The organism is Streptococcus mitis (assembly GCF_001281025.1).
Lineage (GTDB): Bacteria > Bacillota > Bacilli > Lactobacillales > Streptococcaceae > Streptococcus > Streptococcus mitis_AK.
The window spans coordinates 631,773-655,413 of record NZ_CP012646.1 but is presented as its reverse complement, the minus strand read 5'-3'; the positions used below and the strand labels follow the sequence as shown (position 1 = coordinate 655,413).

At 40.4% G+C, this 23,641-nt stretch carries 22 protein-coding genes and 1 riboswitch; of the genes, 6 read left to right on the top strand and 16 right to left on the bottom strand.

Features of this window, described 5'->3' with window-relative positions:
* Positions 1 to 18 precede the first annotated feature (18 nt).
* From RN80_RS03405 to RN80_RS03350, 12 genes are all read right to left on the bottom strand, one after another.
* Entirely contained in the window at positions 19 to 528 is a 510-nt protein-coding gene (locus RN80_RS03405) for a GNAT family N-acetyltransferase (RefSeq protein WP_033681280.1), read from the bottom strand.
* Positions 528 to 1,574, bottom strand: a complete 1,047-nt coding sequence (gene pheS / locus RN80_RS03400; protein ID WP_031237702.1) for a phenylalanine--tRNA ligase subunit alpha — start codon at positions 1,572 to 1,574, stop codon at positions 528 to 530. Before pheS ends, RN80_RS03405 begins: the two co-directional genes overlap by 1 nt.
* A 270-nt stretch (positions 1,575 to 1,844) precedes the next feature.
* Entirely contained in the window at positions 1,845 to 2,294 is a 450-nt protein-coding gene (locus RN80_RS03395; protein ID WP_025171450.1) for a GNAT family N-acetyltransferase, read from the bottom strand.
* Between the two features lie 4 nt (positions 2,295 to 2,298).
* A complete protein-coding gene (locus RN80_RS03390; protein ID WP_060627508.1) occupies positions 2,299 to 2,718 on the bottom strand; it encodes a chromosome partitioning protein ParB in 420 nt (139 codons plus the stop codon).
* A gap of 27 nt (positions 2,719 to 2,745) precedes the next feature.
* Positions 2,746 to 3,396 carry a phosphatase PAP2 family protein gene (locus RN80_RS03385; RefSeq protein ID WP_060627506.1) on the bottom strand — a complete coding sequence of 217 codons (651 nt, stop codon included), beginning with the start codon at positions 3,394 to 3,396 and terminating at the stop codon, positions 2,746 to 2,748.
* A complete protein-coding gene (locus RN80_RS03380) occupies positions 3,386 to 3,949 on the bottom strand; it encodes an ECF transporter S component (RefSeq protein ID WP_060627504.1) in 564 nt (187 codons plus the stop codon). The genes RN80_RS03385 and RN80_RS03380 overlap by 11 nt, the downstream gene beginning before the upstream one ends.
* A gap of 164 nt (positions 3,950 to 4,113) precedes the next feature.
* Positions 4,114 to 4,332, bottom strand: a riboswitch (FMN riboswitch).
* 58 nt (positions 4,333 to 4,390) lie between these two features.
* Positions 4,391 to 4,894, bottom strand: coding sequence for a tRNA (cytidine(34)-2'-O)-methyltransferase (locus RN80_RS03375; protein WP_049550544.1), 504 nt, complete (start codon positions 4,892 to 4,894; stop codon positions 4,391 to 4,393).
* Between the two features lie 283 nt (positions 4,895 to 5,177).
* On the bottom strand, positions 5,178 to 5,690 hold the full coding sequence (locus tag RN80_RS03370) for a GNAT family N-acetyltransferase (RefSeq protein ID WP_060627502.1): 513 nt from the start codon (positions 5,688 to 5,690) through the stop codon (positions 5,178 to 5,180).
* A 316-nt stretch (positions 5,691 to 6,006) separates the two neighbouring features.
* Positions 6,007 to 6,837, bottom strand: a complete 831-nt coding sequence (locus RN80_RS03365) for an energy-coupling factor transporter transmembrane component T family protein (protein ID WP_060627501.1) — start codon at positions 6,835 to 6,837, stop codon at positions 6,007 to 6,009.
* Positions 6,822 to 8,504 (bottom strand): ABC transporter ATP-binding protein, encoded by a 1,683-nt coding sequence (locus RN80_RS03360; RefSeq protein ID WP_060627499.1) that lies wholly within the window; start codon positions 8,502 to 8,504, stop codon positions 6,822 to 6,824. Before RN80_RS03360 ends, RN80_RS03365 begins: the two co-directional genes overlap by 16 nt.
* Before the next feature lie 168 nt (positions 8,505 to 8,672).
* Positions 8,673 to 9,218: an ECF-type riboflavin transporter substrate-binding protein gene (locus tag RN80_RS03355; RefSeq protein WP_000795927.1), complete on the bottom strand. Its 546-nt coding sequence runs from the start codon at positions 9,216 to 9,218 to the stop codon at positions 8,673 to 8,675.
* A 15-nt stretch (positions 9,219 to 9,233) separates the two neighbouring features.
* Positions 9,234 to 10,082, bottom strand: coding sequence for an SAM hydrolase/SAM-dependent halogenase family protein (locus tag RN80_RS03350; protein WP_044791862.1), 849 nt, complete (start codon positions 10,080 to 10,082; stop codon positions 9,234 to 9,236).
* Positions 10,083 to 10,270: 188 nt separating this feature from the next.
* Between RN80_RS03350 and trkA the strand changes: the two genes are divergently transcribed.
* The 3 genes from trkA to tnpA all read left to right on the top strand — a co-directional run bounded on the left by trkA (position 10,271) and on the right by tnpA (position 13,720).
* Entirely contained in the window at positions 10,271 to 11,620 is a 1,350-nt protein-coding gene (gene trkA / locus RN80_RS03345) for a Trk system potassium transporter TrkA (protein WP_060627497.1), read from the top strand.
* A gap of 3 nt (positions 11,621 to 11,623) precedes the next feature.
* Complete coding sequence (locus RN80_RS03340) at positions 11,624 to 13,063, top strand: TrkH family potassium uptake protein (protein ID WP_060627495.1); 1,440 nt, start codon at positions 11,624 to 11,626, stop codon at positions 13,061 to 13,063.
* 192 nt (positions 13,064 to 13,255) lie between these two features.
* On the top strand, positions 13,256 to 13,720 hold the full coding sequence (gene tnpA / locus RN80_RS03335; protein ID WP_060627493.1) for an IS200/IS605 family transposase: 465 nt from the start codon (positions 13,256 to 13,258) through the stop codon (positions 13,718 to 13,720).
* A 371-nt stretch (positions 13,721 to 14,091) separates the two neighbouring features.
* On the opposite strand, the gene pflB is transcribed toward tnpA, so the two are convergent.
* Complete coding sequence (gene pflB, locus RN80_RS03330) at positions 14,092 to 16,416, bottom strand: formate C-acetyltransferase (protein WP_060627487.1); 2,325 nt, start codon at positions 16,414 to 16,416, stop codon at positions 14,092 to 14,094.
* Between the two features lie 237 nt (positions 16,417 to 16,653).
* Here pflB and dinB point away from each other — a divergent pair, with 237 nt between their 5' ends.
* Positions 16,654 to 17,715: a DNA polymerase IV gene (gene dinB / locus RN80_RS03325; protein WP_060627485.1), complete on the top strand. Its 1,062-nt coding sequence runs from the start codon at positions 16,654 to 16,656 to the stop codon at positions 17,713 to 17,715.
* 32 nt (positions 17,716 to 17,747) lie between these two features.
* Here the strand turns inward: dinB and RN80_RS03320 are convergent, their stop codons facing one another.
* Positions 17,748 to 18,593, bottom strand: coding sequence for an undecaprenyl-diphosphate phosphatase (locus tag RN80_RS03320; protein ID WP_060627483.1), 846 nt, complete (start codon positions 18,591 to 18,593; stop codon positions 17,748 to 17,750).
* Positions 18,594 to 18,653: 60 nt separating this feature from the next.
* Positions 18,654 to 20,543: a DUF2207 domain-containing protein gene (locus tag RN80_RS03315; protein WP_060627481.1), complete on the bottom strand. Its 1,890-nt coding sequence runs from the start codon at positions 20,541 to 20,543 to the stop codon at positions 18,654 to 18,656.
* Between the two features lie 138 nt (positions 20,544 to 20,681).
* Between RN80_RS03315 and RN80_RS03310 the strand changes: the two genes are divergently transcribed.
* Together RN80_RS03310 and RN80_RS03305 are read left to right on the top strand one after the other, a co-directional pair.
* Positions 20,682 to 22,247, top strand: coding sequence for an ABC transporter substrate-binding protein/permease (locus RN80_RS03310; RefSeq protein WP_060627479.1), 1,566 nt, complete (start codon positions 20,682 to 20,684; stop codon positions 22,245 to 22,247).
* Complete coding sequence (locus RN80_RS03305) at positions 22,247 to 22,987, top strand: amino acid ABC transporter ATP-binding protein (protein ID WP_049542555.1); 741 nt, start codon at positions 22,247 to 22,249, stop codon at positions 22,985 to 22,987. Before RN80_RS03310 ends, RN80_RS03305 begins: the two co-directional genes overlap by 1 nt.
* A 90-nt stretch (positions 22,988 to 23,077) precedes the next feature.
* On the opposite strand, the gene RN80_RS03300 is transcribed toward RN80_RS03305, so the two are convergent.
* Positions 23,078 to 23,293, bottom strand: coding sequence for a capsule biosynthesis transcriptional regulator (locus RN80_RS03300; RefSeq protein WP_001130036.1), 216 nt, complete (start codon positions 23,291 to 23,293; stop codon positions 23,078 to 23,080).
* Positions 23,294 to 23,641 lie beyond the last annotated feature (348 nt).

Below are 23,641 nucleotides of genomic sequence, written 5' to 3'. Positions count from 1 at the left end.
AATAGAAGAATCATCTTCTTACCTTAATTTCTTTCTCAGTAACCAATCTGTATCTACTTTTTGACCAACCATAAAATGATGTTGGCTAAATTTTTCAAAACCATATCGATTATAAAACGCTTGAGCTTTTGTATTATGCTCCCAAACACCTAGCCAAGCCCAAGAAAAACTATTTTTGGTAGCAAGTTCAAGAGCGAATTCAAACAGTTGCTTACCTAGTCCAAATCCTTGGAATTTTTGTAGCACATAGAGGCGTTGAATTTCAAAAGCATCCTCTAATTCTCTCTCAGTCTGAGCACTTCCCCAGTTGACTTTGAGAAAACCAGCTATCTCCTCTTCATGCATAATGAAATAGGTTTCGGATTCTGGCTTTTCCAACTCAGTTGACAAAACTCTCAGACTATAAGCCTCTTCAAAGTATTCCTGTAACTGCTCTTCTGTATTATCATGAGCAAATGTTTCACGAAAGGTTTGTTTGGCAATTTTGGCCAACACCCCAACATCTGCCAGTTCTACTTTTTTAATCATTATTTAAACTGTTCTGAGAAGCGGACATCTCCTTGGTAGAATCCACGGATATCGTTGATTCCGTAACGGAGCATAGCTACACGCTCTTGTCCAAGACCAAAGGCAAATCCAGAGTAGACCGTTGCATCAATTCCACTCATTTCGAGAACACGTGGGTGAACCATACCAGCACCCATGATTTCAATCCAACCAGTTTTCTTACATACGTTACATCCTTCACCACCACATTTGAAGCACGAAACATCCACCTCAACAGATGGTTCTGTGAATGGGAAGTAAGAGGGGCGCAAACGAATTTGACGCTCTTCGCCAAACATTTTTTGCACAATCAACTGAAGGGTTCCTTGAAGGTCTGCCATAGAAATGTTCTTCCCAACAACCAAACCTTCGATTTGGTGGAATTGGTGACTGTGGGTCGCATCGTCTGTGTCACGACGGAAGACACGCCCTGGTGAGATCATTTTCAAAGGGCCTTTAGAGAAATCATGAGCATCCATAGCACGCGCCTGCACAGGAGATGTATGAGTACGGAGCAAGATTTCTTCAGTGATATAGAATGTGTCCTGCATATCGCGGGCTGGATGATCTTTCGGAAGGTTCATACGTTCAAAGTTATAGTAGTCTTGCTCCACTTCAAAACCATCCACGACTTGGTAACCCATACCAATGAAAATATCTTCGATTTCTTCACTGGTTTGTGTCAAAACGTGGCGGTGACCCGTCGCAACAGGGCGACCTGGAAGTGTCACATCGATACTCTCGCTAGCCAGTTGAGCTGCGACTTTCTTTTCTTCCAATAGTTTAGCTGTTTCTTCAAAGGCTGCTGTCAAGACATCACGAGCTTCATTGACGTGTTTCCCGATAATCGGACGCATCTCAGCAGAGACATCTTTCATCCCTTTGAGGATTTCAGTAAGTGAACCCTTTTTCCCAAGGACAGAAACACGCAAATCTTGCATCTCTTTTTTATTTTCAGCAGTAATCTGCTTCAAGCTAGCCAGCGTTTCTTCACGAAGCGCTTTTAATTGTTCTTCAATAGTTGACATAATTCCTCCATCAGTCTCTCGTAGATAAAAAGAAAACCACATGCCAAAAACTCCACTCGGAGCGTTGACACGCGGTACCATCCGTTTTTATCTGACAAGTCAGACCTTCATTTCTAAATCCATGCACAAGTGAATTCACCCAGCTTTCATATAGAGAGCTTGCAGTCACGGCTCTCCTCCCTGATATACTTCCCTTGAGTTACTAGTCTTGCAGATTTCTATTCAATTACTACATAGTTTATCAGATTTTGAGTTAAAAAACAAGTTAGATTAGATTAATTTCAATACAAAACTCATTCCTTTTTCTGTTGCTCCATTTTCCACAAATCCAAGCGACTTGAAACACCTCCTAGAAGCATGATTGTAGGTGTAGATTTCCTTGACTCTCAATTCTTTCCATCCTTTTACTCGAGCCAATTCAATCAAAGCACTTAGAATCTTTTTTCCAAGTCCTCGATGTTGGTAAGCGGAATTCCCAATCACAATGGGGAGATTATCCTGAGATAGTGTAACATCCCCAATTGGAAACCATTCTCCCTTCTCCTTGACTTCAATCCAAAAAAGTTCACCATGCTGATCCAAATGGGAATACATAGCTTCCAAAGTTTCTTGACTATAAGGTTTCTTCACACCATCTACGAGGTGAACTAAGTTCACATCCTGATACCAAGCAAAAGCTTCTTCACAATGATTGACCTTATAATAAGGAACAAGACGCAGTGCATTATCTATTTGTAAAATCCGTTTCATCTGCTTTCCTTTTCAACAAAAGAGTTGCTGCTTGATTAAAACCATCACACCAGTTATACCATTTTGCTTCATACTCATCTTGAGCTAAGATATGATTTTTTAAATCCAGAACAGAGTAAATTTTTCTTTCTTCGCAGGCTTGCGCATAGAGATGATATAGTTCATCACCACCATCTCTATCCCACTCAGCAGAAATCGTATCCCGACCTGCCAATAAAGCCTGATAAGCCCTGTGATGCCCATCTGTAATCAACAAGCAATCTCCAAAGGCAAGAATACTGATTGGATCGACTTGGATTCTTTCTGCCGACTGGTAAAGCATCTGAATATCTTGTAACTTCTTTTCTGATAAGTATAGTTGAGTCGGATGAAGATCTGCTATATTGACTTTCATTTCTTTCTCCTCAAAGGAATTTGATACTCACTTCTGCTTGCCTTTAAATCGCAATTGGAAGCGGAACTTATCATAAAAGGGAAACTCGATAAACAAGACTCCCAAGCCCACACAGAGACTGGCAAGGACGTCTGATGGGTAATGAACTCCCAGATAGACCCTTGATACCAACACACTGACTAGGTAGAGGCCAAGGACGATTTGTACGATTTTTCTCCAGACCGGATCTTTAATCCGCTGACTAAGAATAACAATCAGAGAGCCGACCATCAAGGTTACAGCCAGAGAATGGCCGCTTGGGAAGGAAAATCCCTTCTCCTCAACCAAGTGTAAGATATCTGGCCGTGGGCGCTGGTAGATATTTTTAAAGGTCACGATTAAAAGACCTGCCAAAGCCAGATTTCCCAGCATGAAGAAACTTTCTATCTTCCACCGCTTACGATAAAAGACAAAAGCTGTAATGACAACCCAAGTGACAATCACTGGAATATCAATCAAGCGTGTGATGGCCCTAAAAAGAATAGTCAAGTAATCTGGCAAGTCTCCTCGAACAGCAGTCTGTATCGGTTGGTCAAAACCGACCAGCGTTTCAGGGTAAAATTTGACCATATAGCCAAGAATAACGAAAAGTAAAAGGGCAAAACTGCCCTTCATCAAAAATGTTTGTTTATCTTTCATAATGTTTTAAGGTTGGTTTCAAGAGGACATACAACAACCAGAATGAAACGGCAAAGATAACACCTTCAATCAAGTTAAAAGGCAACACCATAGTCATTAGGTAGTTGGAAAGTCCCAAAATTTTTCCAATATCAAAGTTAGCAAACTTAGCGTACAAAGGAACAGCATAAACATAGTTGAGAACCAACATAGCCACGGTTAAACCAATAGTCCCAGCTAGAGAGCCTAGTAGGAAACGAAGGGTTGTCCGTTCCTTTTTCCAAATCAAAGCAAAGACGATGACAAAAACTCCCAAAGCTACGATATTCATTGGCAAACCAATGTAAGTATTCACTCCCTGGCTGTTAAGAAGCAACTTCAAGAGTGAGCGAAGCAAGAGAATTCCTAGAGCAGCAGGCAAATCCATGACCACCAGACCCACAAGGACTGGCAAGATACTAAATTCGATCTTGAGGAAGGACGCCGCTGGCAAAAGCGGAAAGTCAAAGTACATCAGCACAAATGAGATGGCTGATAAAATCGCAATGGTCGAAAGTCGACGTGTGTTTGTCATAACAGGTTCCTCCAATTTTCTATAAAATCAGAAGAAGTTAGAAAGGATTTCTCTATCTATTCTCACTTTTTATATCCCAAAAGTTCCCTCTCACTCTATTAAAGAAAATAAAAGCAAGCGGTTACAATCTAGCTATAAATCTATCAGAACAGACAAAGCTATTCTTTCGTCTTCTCCCATCCAGACTATACTGTCGGTTGTGGAATCTCACCACATCAGCTTGCGCTCGCGGACTTATTTAACTAAGATATTTTAGATTTATCTAGGCGTCGCAGTCGAAGATAATACTTAAAGTATATCGAGACAAGACAACGACGAGAAAGCTAAAATAGATCGTCAAATTTACCGCCGGTCGGGAATTTCACCCTGCCCTGAAGACTCTTTTATCATAACAAAAAACGCTTGCAAGCGCAAGCATTTTGTTCATTTCATTTTCATTTTTTATTTCAATTTATCCACTTCATAGGTATGAACAAGCTCAAGACCTGCAAAGTTCTGCTGGCGGAGAGCCTCATAGACAATCATGCAGACGGTATTAGACACATTGAGACTGCGGACATGTTCATCATTCATAGGAATACGGAGAGCTTTCTCAGGATGTTCTCGCATAAAGTCCTCAGGCAAGCCCTTGTCTTCACGTCCAAATAGAAAATAATGGTCTTCGTTAATCGATAAATCCACATCAGAATACACTTTCTCAGCAAATTTAGAAATCAGATAAAGTTTGCCCTTCATCTGAGACATGAAATCCTCCAAACTCTCGTAAAAATAAATTTCTAGCTTATCCCAATAATCCAATCCAGCTCGCTTCATCTTGCGGTCGTCAATAGGAAAGCCCATTGGCTTGATGATGTGGAGGGGAGAATTGGTCGCAGCGCAAGTACGCGCGATATTGCCTGTATTTTGTGGAATTTGTGGTTCAAATAATACAATGTGATTTGTCATGACTTGCTTCCTTTCACCATTGCAAAAAAATAGCCACACTGCCCGGAGTCAAGCTCAGCAAACAGCGTGGTTAAGGCATCGTTAACTTACCTCACAACAGGTTTGAAGTAAATCAGCGAAACTACTTTCTTAGTATAACACTTTCAGAATCATTGTCAATAGAAACGACTTGATTTTTTCAATTTTTTCAAGCTATTTCTTGGGGTTTCTAGGAGAAAATTCTTAAATATCTGCAAAAATTGCTTACTCTTTTATACCTATCTGTGGACTGGGAATGATGATATTATGACCTCGTTATTTCAAATACTGCTGTATGAAGCCACTCATTATGAATTTGTAAGTCATTTTCTATAACCCTACTAAAGATGAAGCCATTTTTTAAAAGCACCCTCTGAGAGGCTAGATTACCTGTTGCCGTTCCTGCAATGATTCTATTGAAACCATAAGTCGTGAAGGCTTTTTCTAAAACGAGTTTAACCGCTTCGCTGGCATAACCTAAATTGCTAACATTTTCCCCAATCCTATACCCAAGCTCTGCTGTTTTTCGATTATTCTCTAAAACACTCAAATTGATTCTTCCGACCATAACTCCTTGTGCATCTCTAATAAGATGCATGTAGACATCATGATTCTCTTGTTCCCTTAACAATTCCCTCGTAATTTCTTTAAAACCTTCTAAATCAAAATAGTTAGCTGGTCTAGGAGGTAAATTCCGCTCAAAATACTCTTGATTCTCTTTTTCAAAAAAATAGACGTCTAAACTATTTTCTTCAGACAACAGCTCTAAACTTATCATTGTAAATCATCTCCCGTCATTATATACATTCAATATTTTCCCATGTTTATACAAAATGAAATTAACACGATTTAAATTAAATACTTTTACTATTTTATATCGTCTCTACATTGTGACACTGAACTTAGTTAAAAATGATTATATTTGAATAACTTTGATTTTGTAGTGTAAATTCTACTGTAAAATATACAAACTAATTCATATTTTGTCAAAAAGTTTCAAGCATACAATTATTAACTTTATTTCTCATACAATCTATCAATAAAAAGTTATAGAATAATTTCTCTTTACTTATCTAATGAAAACTTTGACAATACTATTTCCAAGGGTTGTAAAATCGTCCGTGATTCTGCAAGATAAATAGTAAACTAGCTACTAAAAACAAGGCTGCCAAGAACAAGGTAAGATAGTCTCCTTTTTTCAAGGCCTGATAACTATACCAAGTGCGTTTTTTCTCTTTCCCAAAGCGGCGAAGTTCCATGGCGGTCGCAATGGTATCAATGCGTTCTAGCGAGCTAAAAATCAAGGGAGTGATAATGCGCAGATTGCCTTTGATTCGTTGCATAAGAGAAGCTTTCTTGGATAATTCCATCCCACGCGCTTCCTGAGACATCTTGATAGTAAAGAATTCTTCCTGCAAATCTGGAATATAGCGCAAGGTCAGGCTGACTGAATAGGCAATCTTGTAAGGCACACCAATTTGATTTAAACTAGAAGCAAACTGACTAGGATGAGTTGTCATCAAAAAGATAATAGCCAGAGGAATGGTGCAAAGGTACTTAATGGCCAGATTTAGCAGATAAAAGAGCTCTTGACTGGTCAGAGTGTAGGCACCGATTCCCTGCCAAATCACACTTCTCTCTCCGTAAAGTCCAACCCCATACTCGGGAGAAAAGAGATAGACCATCAAAACGTTTAAAACGGCAAATACCGTCGCAAAAACGGCTACAAAGGAAACATCTTTAAAACGGATTTCTGACAAATAGAGGAGAAATACCGAAAAGATGGCAATCAGAACAAGCAATCTGGTATCATAGCTAATCATGGCCGCCAATGACACGAGAATGAAAAAGAGGAGTTTCCCAGCTCCTGACAAGCGATGAATCACAGTATCTCTATGCTGGTAACCGATTAATTTAGCTTGCATCCTTCTCTCCTTTCTTTGTAAAATGCCGTTAAAGCAAGTGGATCCACGTCGAGTTTCTTAGCCAAGTTGAAGATTGAAGTTTCTTTTAGGTTGGCTTTTACTAACAACTCAGGATTACTCAAAAGACTAGCTGGATCAGTATCGGCAATCAATTCCCCATCCACCATGACAAGAGCTCGGTCTGAATAATCCAGCATCAATTGCATATCATGCGTAATCATGACAATGGTATGACCTTTTTGATGCAACTCTTCGAGAAATTCCATAATCTCAGTATAATTCTTCTGGTCTTGACCTGCTGTCGGTTCATCTAAGAGGATAATTTCAGCTCCCAAGACCAAAATCGATGCAATAGTAACACGTTTTTTCTGACCAAATGACAGGGCAGAAATAGGCCAATTACGGAATTCATAGAGACCACAGATTTTCAAGGTTTCATAGACTCTCGTTTCAATTTCCTGCTCGTCCACACCTCGCAAACGAAGTCCCAGAGCCACCTCATCAAAAATCATATTGGTTGAAATCATTTGATTAGGATTTTGCAGCACATAGCCTACTCGTTCCGCCCGCTCTGCAACAGAATCTCCTTTGATATCCTGTCCTTCCCAAAGATAGCGGCCTTCAGTCTGAATAAAGCTACTTAAGGCCTTGGCAAGGGTTGATTTCCCAGCCCCATTTTTCCCGACAACGGCAATCTTTTCACCCTTTTTAATATCTAAATGAATGGACTTTAAAATCGGTCTATCATCATAAGAAAACGACACGTCCTCTAGTCTAAAGAGCGACTGCAATTCTGGGGTTTCTTTTGCCAGTTCATTCTGCAACTGAACCTGACCTTTTGAGATAGACAAGTTATCCAGATTTGCTAACTGTTCTTCCTTGGCTAAATCCACACCCAATTGACGGAGAGTGGTTAGATAAAGGGGTTCGCGAATTCCATTTTGGGTCAATAAATCAGTCGCTAGTAACTGATCAGGACTCCCATTAAAGAGGATACGGCCATCATTTATCAAGACAATCCGATCCACAGGACGATGCAGAACGTCCTCCAAACGGTGCTCAATAATAAGGGTCGTCGTCCCCTCTTCCTTATGAATATGGTCAATCAATTCGATAATATCCTGACCTGACTTGGGATCCAGATTGGCGAGTGGCTCATCAAACAAGAGAATCGGACTCTCATCAATCAAGACACCAGCCAGACTGACTCGCTGCTTTTGTCCACCTGACAAATCCTGGGGACGCTGAGCTAGTAAAGGGATAAGGTTCAGCTTTTCAGCCCATTTATGAACACGACTTTTCATGTCCTCTAGAGCTGTTACATCATTTTCCAGAGCAAAAGCCAAATCCTCTGCCACAGATAAACCGATAAACTGCCCATCTGTATCCTGCAAAACCGTGCTGACCAGATGAGACTTATCATAGATACTCATATCAAAGGCCGCTTGCCCCTTGATCAAAAATTCTCCAGACGTCTGACCCTTGTAAATATTGGGAATAATTCCATTCAAACATTGACCCAAGGTCGACTTACCTGACCCAGATGGCCCAACAATTAAGACTTTCTCTCCCTTATAAATAGTCAAATCCACCCCTTGCAAGGTTGGTTCTTGTTGTGTTTCATACTGGAAAGAGAAATCCTTCCACTCAATTATAGCTTCTTTCATCTTACTCTCTTCATTCGCTTCTTAGACTTCTATTTTATCATAAATCGAACCCTTCTTGCAGACTCTTCTCTTAAAATCTTAGTGCCAAAAAGATTCCTATCCTAGCTTGCTTGCCTGACTAGTCTATAAACATCGAAAAAGACCGGTTGCCCAGCCTTTTCCCTTATATTAATCCTTTTTCAAACTTCCTGAACGAGTCTGCGTACGTGAATAAGCTAGCAAGAGAAGAGTCCCCGCGATAGCAATAGTCACAGCGTTTGCAATACCTGCAACAATCCCTTGGGCAAATACTTTTTCTGCTGCTTCTTGATAAATCACAACATCTCCAAGTGGTGCTAAGACACCCCAAACAAGAGCATTTGCAACAATCTGAATGAGGTTAAAGAAGACAATATCCTTCAACTCAAAAACACCCTGTGTTACTCGAATGTATTTTCTAAAGAGACCTACAGCTAGACCAAAGAGACCACTAGCAATAATCCAAGTCCACCAAAGACCGTAGCCAGCAAGAGAGTCCTTCACTGCATGACCAATTAAACCAACAAGTAATCCCACTAGAGGGCCAAAAATGATAGACAAGAGGCTCTGTACCGCATACTGAAGCTGGATGCTTGTATTTGGAACAGGTGTCGGAATGCTGATCATCCCGATGACAACAAAGAGCGCAGCTCCAACACCGATAGCAACAACTTGTTTAATTGATTGATTTTTCATCTATATTCTCCTATTTTATGATTCTATTTTCTTTATTTCAATGGTCCAAGATGAACCGACACCCACATTGTAAGCTTTGGCAAAGGAACCTTGGTTGATAGCCAGACCTAAACGATAGAGAGAGTTGATGTAAAGGATGGGTTGCCCAATTCTCACATCTGCAAATGATTTGCCATAGACAACCTGATTTTGATAAACCAGCATATCTGCATGATAGATAGTCACTTCAAAACGGTCACCAAATTCTGGTTCCAGTTTGTAAAATTCTTCTCGCGTGATAGAGGTCCAAAGCGAACCAAAACGCACATCCAGAATATCAATAGCTCCCTTCACCAGATGATCTTCAATGATGGTTTCTACGACTGGAAGCTCCACAATCTGATCCACACTGAGCTCTGGTCCCACTTCCTCAAAAGAAATGTGACCACTGGCCAGTTTAGCACCAGTATAGGCATAGACATCACGACCGTGGAAGGTATAAGAATGCTCTGTATTTTGACGTCTATTGGCCACTTCAGAAATCTCACGAATAGCTACAATGCCAACGTGTTTCTTGATAAAAGAAAGAGTCCCATTGTCTGGCGTAACAATATATTGATTTTTTGCAGTCTTGGCAACCACACTCTTACGTTTCGAGCCGACACCTGGATCGACAACCGATACAAAAGTCGTTCCCTCAGGCCAGTAATCCACCGTCTGAAAGAGACGGTAACTCCCCTCAAAAATATTATAAGGCGTAATATCGTGCGTCAAGTGATGAATTTTTAAGGTTGGAGACTCTTCTAAAGCCACTCCAATCATAGCCGATACCGCACCATCTACCAAACCAAAGTCTGATTGTAATACCAGTAAATTATTATTCATTTTGTCTCCCCGTATGTCCTTTATCATACCATATTTTCTAGAAAGTAGCTAATAGCTATTTCAATTGGTTAGGGTATAGTTTTACCTTATAGCAAATTTCCTACTAAAAACTCTGGTGATTAGCTAGTAGGTGCATTTTTTCTTGAAAAAAGGTATGATAGTTACATAATGAAGAAGTAGGTTTTATTATGAAAATTATCCTTGTCGGAGGGGGAAAAGTTGGTTCTGCCCTCTGTCGCTCCTTGGTTGCAGAAAAGCATGATGTTTTGCTGATTGAGCAAGACGAAGCTGTCCTCAATCATATTGTTAATCGCTTTGATATCATGGGTATCCTTGGTAACGGGGCCGATTTTACCATCCTTGAACAAGCCAGTGTCCAGGATTGTGATATCTTTATCGCCCTGACTGAATACGATGAAGTGAACATGATTGCAGCCGTTCTAGCCAAAAAAATGGGAGCTAAAGAGACCATCGTTCGGGTGCGGAACCCTGAATATTCTAACTCTTATTTCAAGGAAAAGAATATTCTCGGTTTTTCTCTTATCGTTAACCCTGAGCTCTTGGCTGCCCGCGCCATTGCCAATATTATCGACTTCCCAAATGCCCTGTCTGTCGAACGTTTCTTTGGAGGACGGGTCAGCTTGATGGAATTCACTGTTAAATCTTCCAGCGGTCTTTGCCAAATGCCCATTTCTGATTTTCGGAAAAAATTCGGTAATGTCATTGTCTGTGCGATAGAGAGGGATCATCAAATTATCATTCCAAGCGGTGACATGACTGTACAGGATAAAGATAGAATCTTTGTCACTGGTAACCGTGTTGATATGATGCTCTTCCATAATTATTTCAAATCACGTGCCGTGAAGAGTCTTCTTATTGTTGGAGCTGGTAGAATTGCCTATTATCTACTAGGTATCCTCAAAGACAGTCGTATCGATACCAAGGTTATTGAAATCAATCCTGAAATCGCTAGCTTCTTTAGCGAGAAATTCCCAAATCTCTACATCGTTCAAGGAGATGGTACCGCAAAAGATATCCTGCTGGAAGAAAGTGCTCAAAACTATGATGCCGTTGCGACTCTAACAGGAGTCGATGAGGAAAATCTGATTACCTCTATGTTCCTTGACAGGGTAGGTGTACAAAAAAATATCACCAAGGTCAATCGTACCAGTCTCCTCGAAATTATCAATGCGCCTGATTTTTCAAGTATCATCACACCTAAAAGCATCGCTGTAGATACAATCATGCACTTTATTCGTGGTCGGGTTAATGCCCAGTATTCAGACCTTCAGGCTATGCACCATCTAGCCAATGGCCAAATCGAAACCCTGCAATTCCATATCAAGGAAGCTAATAAGATGACTGCCAAACCTCTTTCTCAACTCAAACTGAAAAAAGGGATTCTTATTGCGGCCATCATTCGAAAGGGCAAGACTATTTTCCCTACTGGGGAGGATATGTTGGAAGTTGGAGACAAGCTCCTAGTAACAACTTTATTGCCAAACATCACCAAGATTTATGACTTGATCGCGAGGTAAGAAATGAATAAAAGTATGATTCGCTACCTCCTTTCAAAATTACTTTTGATCGAAGCTGTTCTTCTTTTAGTTCCTGTGTCTGTCGCTGTCTATTACCGTGAATCGAGTCAAGTCTTTACGGCCCTCTTTTCAACAATAGGGATTCTCGTATTACTAGGCGGTTCAGGAATCTTACAAAAGCCAAAAAATCAACGGATTTATGCCAAGGAGGGAATCTTGATTGTTGCCCTCTGTTGGATCCTTTGGTCCTTCTTTGGTGGTCTCCCCTTTGTCTTTGCTAGACAAATTCCCAGCGTTATCGATGCCTTTTTTGAGATTAGCTCTGGCTTTACAACTACTGGAGCAACTATTCTGAATGATGTTTCAGTTCTCAGCCGTTCCCTCCTCTTTTGGCGAAGTTTTACCCACTTAATTGGAGGAATGGGAGTGCTTGTTTTTGCACTTGCTATTATGGATAATGCCAAGAATAGCCACCTAGAAGTGATGAAGGCTGAGGTTCCTGGCCCTGTTTTCGGTAAGGTTGTATCCAAACTCAAAAATACTGCCCAGATTCTCTATCTCCTCTACCTTGCTCTCTTTTCCCTCTTTGTCATCATCTATTATCTAGCCGGCATGCCCCTTTTTGATAGTTTTGTCATCGCTATGGGGACAGCGGGTACAGGAGGCTTTACCGTCTATAACGATGGAATCGCCCACTATGGTAGCTCACTGATTACTTATCTGGTTAGTATAGGAGTTTTGGTTTTTGGGGTAAATTTCAATCTCTACTACTACCTCATGCTCCGTCGCGTCAAAGCCTTCTTTGGTGACGAAGAACTTCGTGCTTACTTGGTCATCGTGCTGGTTTCTACAGGCTTGATTAGCCTCAATACCCTCTATCTCTACCCAGGATTTTCCAAGAGCTTTGAAATGGCCTTCTTCCAGGTTTCCAATATTATTACAACGACTGGTTTTGGTTACGGAGACATTACCAACTGGCCCCTCTTCTCCCAGTTTATCCTTCTCTTCCTCATGGGAATCGGTGGTTCTGCTGGTTCAACCGCAGGTGGACTCAAGGTTATTCGAGGCCTCATCCTTTCAAAAATTGCCAAAAACCAAATTTTGTCAATTCTATCGCCCCACCGTGTTTTGACCCTCCATGTTAATAAAACGGTGATTGACAAAGATACCCAGCATAAGATTCTCAAGTACTTTGTCATCTATTCTATGATTTTGCTATCCCTTATCTTTATTGTCAGCCTAGATAGCAATGATTTTCTAGTCGTTACCAGTGCTGTCTTTAGCTGTTTCAATAATATCGGACCTATTCTAGGAACCACTTCTAGTTTCTCAATCTTTAGTCCTATCTCAAAAATTCTCCTCTCCTTTGCAATGATTGCAGGGCGCTTGGAGATTTATCCAATCCTACTTCTCTTTATGAAGAGAACTTGGTCTAAGAGATAAAATACAACCACACCTTGTATCTAACAAAGTGTGGTGTTTTTATTATGTGACTATTAGTCCGTCTCGCTCCGTTAGGTGAGAGACAAAAAAACCACCCGCTATGCGGGTGCGAGTCGAAGGTTATACCAAAAAAACTCCGAACGCGATACAATAAAGGTGTTCAAGCCAATTGTAAAGCGAAAGGAGAAAAATATGGCACAAAAGGCTCATAGTTTATCGCACACAAAGTGGCACTGTAAGAATCACATTGTGTTCACCCCTAAGTATAGACGAAAAGTTATATATAATCAATATCGAAGTAGTTTAGGCGAAATATTTCATCGCTTGTGTAGTTATAAAGGAGTTGAAATTATCGAGGGTCACTTAATGCCAGACCATGTACACATGTTAGTAAGTATTCCACCAAGGATAAGTGTTTCGAGTTTCATGGGTTATTTAAAAGGAAAAAGTGCACTCATGATGTTTGACAAACACGCCAATCTCAAGTACAAGTTTGGGAATCGACATTTCTGGGCGGAAGGTTATTATGTAAGTACAGTAGGGCTTAATGAAGCCACAATTAAGAAATATATACAAGAACAGGAAAAGCATGATATAGCACTAGATAAATTAAGTGTAAAAGAATATGAGGATCCCTTTAGGGATAGTGGTAAGTAATACTAAAGCCTCTTTGAGAGGCAAGTGACGAGTCAAGAGCAATAAGGCTTGAACAAAGTGAAAGCCAGCGTCTTTAGGCGCTGGCTGGTAATTTGGGCTTATAGCCCTGGGACAAACCACCCGTTTGACGGGTGGTCATGATTTTTAAATACTCCTCGCAACTCAACAAGTATCTTTGAATCTCGGTCAGATATTTTAGTGCCTGACTTATACTCAATGAAAATCAAAAAGCAAACTAGGAAGCTAGCCGCGGGTTGCTCAAAGCACCGCTTTGAGATTGCAGATAAAACTGACGTGCTTTGAAGAGATTTTACCCAAAAACCCTCAGTCGACTGACCGAGGGTTCCTTATTTCATTATTCAAGAACTTGATTAGCTCAACGCATCCAAGGCATCATCCATTGAAAGAACTTCGTGGAAGACACGTTGTGTCAATTCAGTTTTTTGTTCTGGAGTGAGGTATTTAGTGTTTACACAGTATCCAGAGATACGTACGATAACGTCTTCACCTGACATGATCTTTTCGTAAACATCGTTCAAGTCCATAACGTTCAAGTTAACGTGTTGTCCACCGTTTTCGAAGTAACCATCAAGGATTGTTACCAAGTTATCAACTTGTTCGTCACGAGTCTTACCAAGAGCGCGTGGAGAAACTTGAGTTGTCAATGAGATACCGTCAGCTGCATAACCAAAGTCAAGGCTAGCAAGTGAGTTCAAGTTTTGCAACCATCCACCTTTAGCTTTGTTAGATGGGTTAGCACCTGGTGAGAAGAATTCAAGTTTAGACAAGTTCACAGAACCATCTTCGTTGAGGTATACACCTTTGTGGACTGGTGAGTTACCAGTTTGTTTAGAGTAAGCAACGTTAGATGTGATTGTCAAAAGTGATACAGTAGCTTCTGCGTCTTTGTAAAGTTTGTGGCTACGTAGACGAGTTGTGTAAGCTTCAATCAACCATTCTGCCAATTCGTTTGAACGAGGATCATCTTCACCCCAACGTGGGTATTCACCGATTGTTTCGTAATCGTAGATGTAGCCATTTTCGTCACGGATTGGTTTAACTGTAGCGTATTTGATAGCTGACAATGTATCAACAGTGTTAGCAAATCCACAGATACCGAATCCCATGTTTGCACGTTGTTTAGTTGGCAAGAAGGCCATTTGAACAGCTTCGTAGTTGTACTTATCAGTCATGTAGTGGATGATGTTCAAAGCATCTACGTAAGTGTCAGTCAACCAGTCAAGAGATTTTTCAAAGTTTTCTTTAACTGATTCGAATTCAAGAACTTCGTCACGAATTGGTTCGATGTCAAATACTTTGTAGTCTTTGTGAACATCGTCGTAACCACCGTTCAAACCAGTAAGAAGAGCTTTCAATACGTTTACACGCGCACCGAAGTACTGGATGTTGTGGCGTTGTTCTTCATTTTCTGGGTCAAGTGGAGACACACAGCATGAGATACAGCTCATTTCACCATATCCGTCTTTGGCCATTGTTGTTACACCTTCGTATTGGATAGAAGAGTGTTTGTGGCTCATGTGCATACAGTAGCGACGGAAGTTGTATGGCAATTTATCAGTCCAAAGAACTGTCAAGTTTGGTTCTGGAGAGTTACCGATGTTGTCAAGAGTGTTCAAGAAACGGTAGTCCATCTTAGTAACACGGTGACGACCGTCGTTACCCATACCAGCCATAGAAGTTGTGATGAAAGTTGGGTCACCTGAGTACAATTGGTCATAAGCTTTTGTACGAGCAAATTTAACTGTACGAAGTTTCATAACGAAATCATCAACGAATTCTTGGATTTCTGATTCAGTAAATGTACCACGAGCAAGGTCACGTTCTGCAAAGATGTCCAATACGATTGGCACACGTCCTAGAGATGTAGCAGCACCGTTGATAACACGGCAGACAGACATGAAGGCGATGTTAACCCATTGGATTGCTTCTTTAACGTTCATCGCTGGTTTGCGAACGTCAACTCCATAAAGATCACCCAAGCGAACAACTTGTTGCAATGCTTGATATTGAAGATTGATTTCTTCACGAAGACGGATTGTTTCTTCATCAATTTCTTCGATTGCATTCCAGTCGTTTACTTTTTCTTGCATCAAGTAGTCTGCACCGTAAAGAGCAAGACGTGCGTAAACACCGATGATACGTCCGCGTGAGTATGCATCTGGAAGACCAGTTACAGTGTGAGCGTGACGAGCGCGACGGATGTTTGAAGTGTAAGCACGGAAGATACCGTCGTTAACTGTTGTTACGTATTTTGTAAAGATTTCGTGAACAGCTGGATCTGGTTCGTATCCATTTTCTTTCAAAGTAGTTTCAGCCATACGGATACCACCTTTTGGCATGAAGTTCAATTTGAAGAGTTCGTCATTTTGGATACCAAAGATAACTTCATTTTCTTTATCGATAAATCCTGCTGGAATGTCAGCAATAGATGTTGGACGAGTGTCCATTGGGAAACGAGTTTCTTCGTAGTGAGCCTTAGTTTCTTCTACAATTTTTTTGATGTGAAGTGAACGTTCTGTTGGTCCTGCAAGGAAGCTTTCGTCTCCATCGTAAGGTGTGTAGTTAGCTTGTACGAAGCGTGATACACTTGCTTTTTCTTTCCAATCTACGCCTTTGAAGCCTTCCCAAGCTTTATCAAAAATATCTTGTGCTTCAACAACTGTCTTAACAACCATGTTAATGTCCTCTTTTTTCTTTCTAGTAACAGTCATCTGTTACATTCATGAGACAAGTATACCATACAGTAACCGATTTCAACAAGCGAAAAATCCCTGTTTTTACACTTTCTTTTCTAAAACAGTCTATATTTTGCCCCAAACTGTATTATATTTTTGAAAAAATAAAGTCCTTTTTTCTTTTTTTCAGAAAAAAGGGTATAATAAAAGAAAATAAGTAGTAAAAAGGTGCTAGGTATGTTGATTTTTCCTTTGTTAAATGATTTGTCAAGAAAAATCATCCATATTGACATGGACGCCTTTTTTGCTGCGGTAGAAATCAGGGATAATCCTAAACTCAGAGGAAAACCTGTCATTATCGGCAGTGACCCTCGGCAAACAGGTGGGCGTGGTGTCGTTTCCACTTGTAGCTATGAGGCACGAGCTTTTGGTGTCCATTCTGCCATGAGTTCCAAGGAAGCCTATGAACGTTGTCCTCAGGCTGTCTTTATCTCAGGGAATTATGAGAAATACAAAGCTGTGGGACTCCAGATTCGAGATATTTTTAAGCGCTATACAGATTTGATTGAACCTATGAGTATTGACGAAGCCTATTTGGATGTAACAGAAAATAAACTCGGTATCAAGTCAGCAGTCAAAATCGCTAGCCTCATTCAAGAGGATATCTGGCAAGAACTCCATCTAACTGCTTCTGCTGGCGTTTCTTACAATAAATTCTTAGCTAAAATGGCTAGTGATTATCAAAAACCACATGGTCTGACAGTGATTCTACCTGACCAGGCTGAGGACTTTCTAAAACAAATGGATATTTCCAAGTTTCATGGAGTAGGAAAAAAGACAGTGGAAAGACTTCATCAAATGGGTGTTTTTACCGGCGCTGATCTACTTGAAGTTCCTGAAGTGACCCTAATAGACCGTTTTGGAAGACTGGGCTATGACCTTTATCGAAAGGCTCGAGGTATCCACAATTCCCCCGTCAAATCCAATCGTATTCGTAAATCAATCGGCAAGGAAAAAACCTATGGAAAGATTCTCCGTGCCGAAGAAGACATCAAAAAAGAGCTGACTCTCCTATCAGAAAGAGTCGCTCTCAATCTCAGTCAACAAGAAAAAGCTGGAAAAATTGTCATTTTGAAAATCCGCTACGAGGACTTTTCAACTCTTACTAAACGAAAAAGTCTGACCCAAAAAACACAGGATGCTAGCCAGATAAGCCAAATAGCCCTGCAACTCTATGAAGAGTTAAGCGAGAAAGAAAGAGGTGTCCGTCTGTTGGGAATTACCGTGACTGGATTTTAAAACCTTGAAGAGTTGCCCCTTCAAGGTTTTTCTTATACAAATAAACGGACAAAGCTATAAAGCAATAAGATGCTACCAAGTACGATGCGGTATTTACCAAAAAGGGTAAAGTCGTGTTTTTTTACATAGCTTGTCAAGAAGCGAATAGCCACCATGCTAACTGCAAAAGCTACTCCCATAGCGACCAAGAGCAAAAACAATTGCCCAAAACTCAAGAGCTGTCCTGCTTTTATAAATTTGAAAATCTTTAAGGCACTGGCTCCAAACATAACAGGAATTCCAAGATAGAAGGTAAATTCTGTCACAACAGAACGACTAGTTCCATTCAACAAACCACCGACAATCGTTGCTCCAGAACGGCTTGTCCCTGGTAAAAGGGCAAGAACTTGGAAGAGTCCGATATAGAAAGCTGTCGTATAAGGAAGCTTGTCCAACTCTGTCACACTTGGCTCTATAGCACGCGCTTTATTGCGCTTTTCCAAATAGATAAAGGCAATCCCATAGATAATCAACATGAGAGCAACTGAAACCATATTATGGAAGTGAGTATCAAACCAATCATCAAATTTAAAGACGGCAAGTAAAGGCAAAGTGGCAACCAAGACCTTCAACCACAGTCTCCAAGTCTTACGAACTTCCTGCTTGTCTTTACCCGGTTTAAAGGGATTGAGCTTATTAAAGTAAATCACCATAACCGCCAAAATCGCACCAAGCTGAATCACGACATTAAACATGGACATAAAGACTTCATTTTGATTTTGGTATTGGATAAATTCCTCTGCTAAAATCAAGTGACCTGTACTGGAAATCGGCAGCCATTCCGTAATTCCTTCAACAATCCCAAAGAAGATAGATTTTAAAATTTCAATAAGATACATAGATTACTCCTTTTTCTATCTTCCATTATAGCATATTTTTTCAGCCAGTGATAGCTCTCTTTAAAAGGCGCCGATACTGCCACCGCCTCCGCCTCCAGAGAAGCCTCCGCCAGAACTTCCACTTCCAGAAGATACGGAGTAGGTACTTGCTGTATTTGCGACACTGGCATAATGGCTCATTTGCGCGCTTGAATGATAAAACATACTATGCCAACCATAAGCTACATATAGATTGATATCTGGATTTTCCACTTGGATATGATGAACCTTCATCAAATGGCTGACCTTGTCCGCATAGCCAAATAAGGTTGCATAGACCAAGAGGCGATTCCAGACCACAATACTTTCCAATTCAGCCTGATCCAATCGTGCAATCTCACGCAACATATTTTCAAAACTGGTCCAGAGATAGTATACTTCTGCTCCTGCTTCATTTAGGACACCATCACGATTATCTAGTCGAAGCTTCCAATAATAGAAAACAGCCAAAACCAAACCTAGAAAACCAAGTATTGGCAAGGGAATGTAAAGATAGCCATAAACATCCAAACTGTACAAGAACAAACCAAATCCAATAAATAGGGGCAAGATAGTCAAGACCCCCATACCCACTTGCAAGGCCTTTTCCCCACCAGTCAAAGGACGATAGTAATTCGGAAGCCCCCAGAAGGTAACCCGATTTCTCACTCCTTCTTGCATCTGGTTCAATACTTCTTCAAAAGAAGATTTGAGCTGACGCCCCTTTGCTTGAATCCGTTTTTCATCAGAGACTTTTGCTCTACGATAAAGACTATCAGATACCTTGTAATCCGCAAACAAATTGGAAAGAATCTCTTCTTTTTTGCCTGAAAAGGCCAGATTTAGGCAGTCTTTCTCAAAACTTGACAAACCATCTTCTTTTACTAGCCTCAAACCAACTGCATCTCCTTCTGAAATGATAGAGACATTCCCACGGTCTATCACATCTAGCAAGGTAGCTTGAATAAGTTGGTCAAAGGTGAATTTTCCAGCTCCCTTGACCAAGGGACTCACTTCCTCCAAGGAGGTCGAGTAGACTGCCTCTGATAAAACCATAGGCTCTAATTCCATTGGTGGTTCATAGATACGATGATTTTTGGCATATTTGACCGAAGGAGTGGTCTTTCTTCTATAAATAAAATAAAAGCAAATACTCAATAACAAGGAGATAGAAAGTATCGAAGGGAAGACCCAATTAACGAGTTGTTTACTTTGCTCTTTTTCTTTAAAAATCGAGTCTTCTATCTTATTAAACTCTTCTAAACGATTCCCTTTCAATCCCTGATCCCTAGCGCTAGCAAAATCGGTCCGAGGCCAATAGGCATGTAACTCAACTCCACGTTTAGCCGGAAGATTGTCTAAACGGATAGTATAATCAAGGTTACTCTTTTCAACCGTTCCCTCTCTAAAAAGTTTCCCTGTATGGAAAAAGAGTTTTTCAGCCCCCTTGTCTCCCCTTACATGAAATTCAAACTTCCCAATAGCCCCTGAACTATCTGTCAGAGGTTGCCAATTTAATTCAGCGATATCATCATAAAGGAAAAGCAAATTCTTTAAGTTCCAGATAAGGTCAATTTCAACTGTGTCGCCTTCCTGGCCTGGATTATAGACTTTAACAGTATAACCATCTGCTCCTTCTATCACTTCGCTAGTAACGTCTGCTAGTTCAGCACCATTTTTCGCAGCCTGAACCTTTGGATGAGGATCAATGTCAAATCCACTAGGCATCTTGCCTGCACGTCCAAGTCCCACGATTTGACCCTTAAAGTCCTCCTCAAACTGGTAAACTATCTTCTGTCTAAATTCTGCTGTATTGTCTGCATGAATATACAAATCACCTTGATAAGAGTTTATCTTGAAATCAATGGCAAAAACAGAGAATGGCAGAAGACAAAACAAGCCTAACACCAGTAAGAAAAAAGTTTTTTTCATCAACTAAGCCCCCTTTTTATCTTTGCTATCATTATATCATTTTTTCTCAAGTAAGGGCTTACCTATATTGAAAAATAGAGTTTTTTTCGATAAAATAGGAGACAGTTATTTTTTAATAGATTAGAAATAGGAGAAATCATGAGAAAAATATACTTATCTATTTTCACAAGTCTCTTGCTGATGCTGGGACTTGTCAATGTTGCCCAAGCCGATGAATATTTACGCATCGGGATGGAAGCAGCATATGCTCCCTTTAACTGGACTCAGGACGATGATAGCAATGGAGCTGTCAAAATCGATGGGACTAACCAGTATGCTAACGGATACGATGTTCAAATCGCCAAGAAAATCGCTAAGGACTTAGGTAAAGAACCTTTAGTTGTTAAAACCAAGTGGGAAGGTCTAGTCCCTGCCCTTACTTCTGGTAAGATTGACATGATTATCGCAGGTATGAGTCCAACTGCAGAACGCAAACAAGAAATTGCCTTTTCAAGCAGTTACTACACTAGTGAACCAGTTCTACTAGTCAAAAAAGATTCTGCCTACGCAAGTGCTAAATCTTTGGATGACTTTAACAGTGCGAAAATCACTTCTCAACAAGGTGTCTACCTTTATGACTTGATTGCACAAATCCCAGGTGCTAAAAAAGAAACAGCCATGGGAGACTTCGCTCAAATGCGCCAAGCTCTTGAGGCCGGTGTCATCGATGCTTATGTTTCTGAACGCCCAGAAGCTCTGACTGCCGAAGCTGCTAACTCTAAGTTTAAAATGGTTCAAGTAGAACCAGGTTTTAAAACTGGAGAAGAAGATACAGCTATTGCCATTGGACTTCGTAAAGATGACAATCGTATTAGCCAAATCAATGCCAGCATTGAAACCATTTCAAAAGACGATCAAGTTGCCTTGATGGATCGTATGATCAAGGAACAACCTGCCGAAGCTACAACAACTGAAGAGACTAGCAGTAGTTTCTTTAGCCAAGTCGCTAAAATTCTTTCTGAAAACTGGCAACAACTTTTGCGTGGTGCTGGTGTCACTCTTTTAATCTCTATCGTCGGAACTATCATAGGTCTCATTATCGGCCTTGCCATTGGTGTTTTCCGTACTGCTCCTCTATCTGAGAATAAAGCCATTTATGGCCTACAAAAACTAGTCAGCTGGATCCTCAATGTCTATATCGAAATTTTCCGTGGTACACCAATGATCGTTCAATCGATGGTTATCTACTATGGAACTGCCCAAGCTTTCGGTATCAACCTTGACCGTACACTGGCTGCTATCTTCATCGTTTCGATCAACACCGGTGCCTACATGACTGAAATTGTTCGTGGTGGTATCCTAGCAGTTGACAAGGGACAATTTGAAGCCGCAACTGCTCTTGGTATGACTCATAACCAAACCATGCGTAAGATTGTTCTACCTCAGGTAGTCCGTAACATCCTACCAGCAACTGGTAATGAATTTGTCATCAATATCAAAGATACATCTGTATTGAACGTTATCTCTGTTGTCGAACTTTATTTCTCAGGAAATACCGTGGCAACACAAACCTATCAATACTTCCAGACATTTACAATCATCGCCGTGATTTACTTTGTCCTCACCTTCACCGTAACACGTATCCTACGCTTCATCGAACGCCGCATGGACATGGATACCTATACTACAGGTGCTAACCAAATGCAAACGGAGGATTTGAAATAATGCCACAAGCAATCCTTGAAATTAAACACCTCAAAAAATCCTATGGACAAAACGAAGTGCTAAAAGACATTTCTCTCACTGTCCACAAGGGAGAAGTTATCTCTATCATCGGAAGCTCTGGAAGCGGAAAATCAACCTTCCTACGCTCCATTAACCTCCTTGAAACGCCAACTGATGGACAAATCCTTTATCATGGACAAAACGTCCTCGAAAAAGGCTATGACCTCACGCAATACCGTGAAAAGTTGGGGATGGTGTTCCAATCCTTTAACCTCTTTGAAAATCTTAACGTACTTGAAAACACAATTGTCGCTCAGACAACTGTCCTTAAACGCGAACGTACAGAAGCTGAAAAGATTGCCAAAGAAAACCTAGAAAAGGTCGGCATGGGAGAACGCTACTGGCAAGCCAAACCAAAACAACTCTCAGGTGGTCAAAAACAACGTGTAGCCATCGCTCGTGCCCTTTCAATGAATCCGGACGCCATTCTCTTTGATGAACCAACATCAGCTCTCGATCCAGAAATGGTTGGAGAAGTCCTCAAAATCATGCAAGATCTGGCTCAGGAAGGCTTGACTATGATTGTCGTAACCCACGAAATGGAATTCGCCCGTGACGTCTCTCACCGTGTTATCTTTATGGATAAGGGTGTGATTGCTGAAGAAGGCAAACCAGAAGACCTCTTCACCAATCCTAAAGAAGACCGTACAAAAGAATTCCTTCAACGCTATCTCAAATAAAAAGAAAAGGCTGCATCAACCGTGCAGTCTTTTTACTAGCCAAAAAATGAAAAGGCAGACCCTATTCAAGAATCCGCCATTATCCAAAGATTAATCTTCAAATTTTTCATGATTTTTTTCATAGAAATCAATTAAACCTAGAGCCGTTTCAAACGAAATATTTTTTACTTTTGCACGCCCCTGCGCTAGAGCAATGATAGACATTTCACGCGCATTCGTTTCTTTAGAGATACGGTAGCCTGTGATTTTCTTATCACGAACCCAGCCAACAACTGATTCTACTTTTTCAAAGTTTGACTTAGCCATGTCTTTCTCCTATTTTCTTATTTACGATATTTAATTGTATACGCTTTTATGCTTTTTGTCAATAAAAAAACATATATTCAATAAAATAAACGCCCTTATTTTTACTTGCTATCTTATTAAAGCTTATAATATATAGGTTTTTCATTGTCGAAAACAATTTTTATAGTTCTTTAAAACAACTGTATTATTAAATCTTATTTATGTGATAATATTCATATTTGACAGATGCTGATTCTCGATAATCTAGACATATTCTAATCTTATTTCATATTATTTATTCCACTGTAAAACAAAAAAATTTGACAAAATAATCTTCTGCTCTAAACCATTTCTAACGAGTATTTTTCT

Coding starts and splice junctions, on each gene's coding strand:
- RN80_RS03340 (WP_060627495.1), top strand. CDS start 11,624: ATGAATAAAAGTATGATTCGCTACCTCCTTTCAAAATTACTTTTGATC.
- RN80_RS03405 (WP_033681280.1), bottom strand. CDS start 528: ATGATTAAAAAAGTAGAACTGGCAGATGTTGGGGTGTTGGCCAAAATT.
- tnpA (WP_060627493.1), top strand. CDS start 13,256: ATGGCACAAAAGGCTCATAGTTTATCGCACACAAAGTGGCACTGTAAG.
- RN80_RS03385 (WP_060627506.1), bottom strand. CDS start 3,396: ATGAAAGATAAACAAACATTTTTGATGAAGGGCAGTTTTGCCCTTTTA.
- RN80_RS03310 (WP_060627479.1), top strand. CDS start 20,682: ATGAGAAAAATATACTTATCTATTTTCACAAGTCTCTTGCTGATGCTG.
- RN80_RS03300 (WP_001130036.1), bottom strand. CDS start 23,293: ATGGCTAAGTCAAACTTTGAAAAAGTAGAATCAGTTGTTGGCTGGGTT.
- RN80_RS03350 (WP_044791862.1), bottom strand. CDS start 10,082: ATGAATAATAATTTACTGGTATTACAATCAGACTTTGGTTTGGTAGAT.
- RN80_RS03390 (WP_060627508.1), bottom strand. CDS start 2,718: ATGAAAGTCAATATAGCAGATCTTCATCCGACTCAACTATACTTATCA.
- RN80_RS03355 (WP_000795927.1), bottom strand. CDS start 9,218: ATGAAAAATCAATCAATTAAACAAGTTGTTGCTATCGGTGTTGGAGCT.
- trkA (WP_060627497.1), top strand. CDS start 10,271: ATGAAAATTATCCTTGTCGGAGGGGGAAAAGTTGGTTCTGCCCTCTGT.
- pflB (WP_060627487.1), bottom strand. CDS start 16,416: ATGGTTGTTAAGACAGTTGTTGAAGCACAAGATATTTTTGATAAAGCT.
- RN80_RS03365 (WP_060627501.1), bottom strand. CDS start 6,837: ATGCAAGCTAAATTAATCGGTTACCAGCATAGAGATACTGTGATTCAT.
- RN80_RS03305 (WP_049542555.1), top strand. CDS start 22,247: ATGCCACAAGCAATCCTTGAAATTAAACACCTCAAAAAATCCTATGGA.
- RN80_RS03375 (WP_049550544.1), bottom strand. CDS start 4,894: ATGACAAATCACATTGTATTATTTGAACCACAAATTCCACAAAATACA.
- dinB (WP_060627485.1), top strand. CDS start 16,654: ATGTTGATTTTTCCTTTGTTAAATGATTTGTCAAGAAAAATCATCCAT.
- RN80_RS03380 (WP_060627504.1), bottom strand. CDS start 3,949: ATGACAAACACACGTCGACTTTCGACCATTGCGATTTTATCAGCCATC.
- RN80_RS03360 (WP_060627499.1), bottom strand. CDS start 8,504: ATGAAAGAAGCTATAATTGAGTGGAAGGATTTCTCTTTCCAGTATGAA.
- pheS (WP_031237702.1), bottom strand. CDS start 1,574: ATGTCAACTATTGAAGAACAATTAAAAGCGCTTCGTGAAGAAACGCTG.
- RN80_RS03315 (WP_060627481.1), bottom strand. CDS start 20,543: ATGAAAAAAACTTTTTTCTTACTGGTGTTAGGCTTGTTTTGTCTTCTG.
- RN80_RS03320 (WP_060627483.1), bottom strand. CDS start 18,593: ATGTATCTTATTGAAATTTTAAAATCTATCTTCTTTGGGATTGTTGAA.
- RN80_RS03370 (WP_060627502.1), bottom strand. CDS start 5,690: ATGATAAGTTTAGAGCTGTTGTCTGAAGAAAATAGTTTAGACGTCTAT.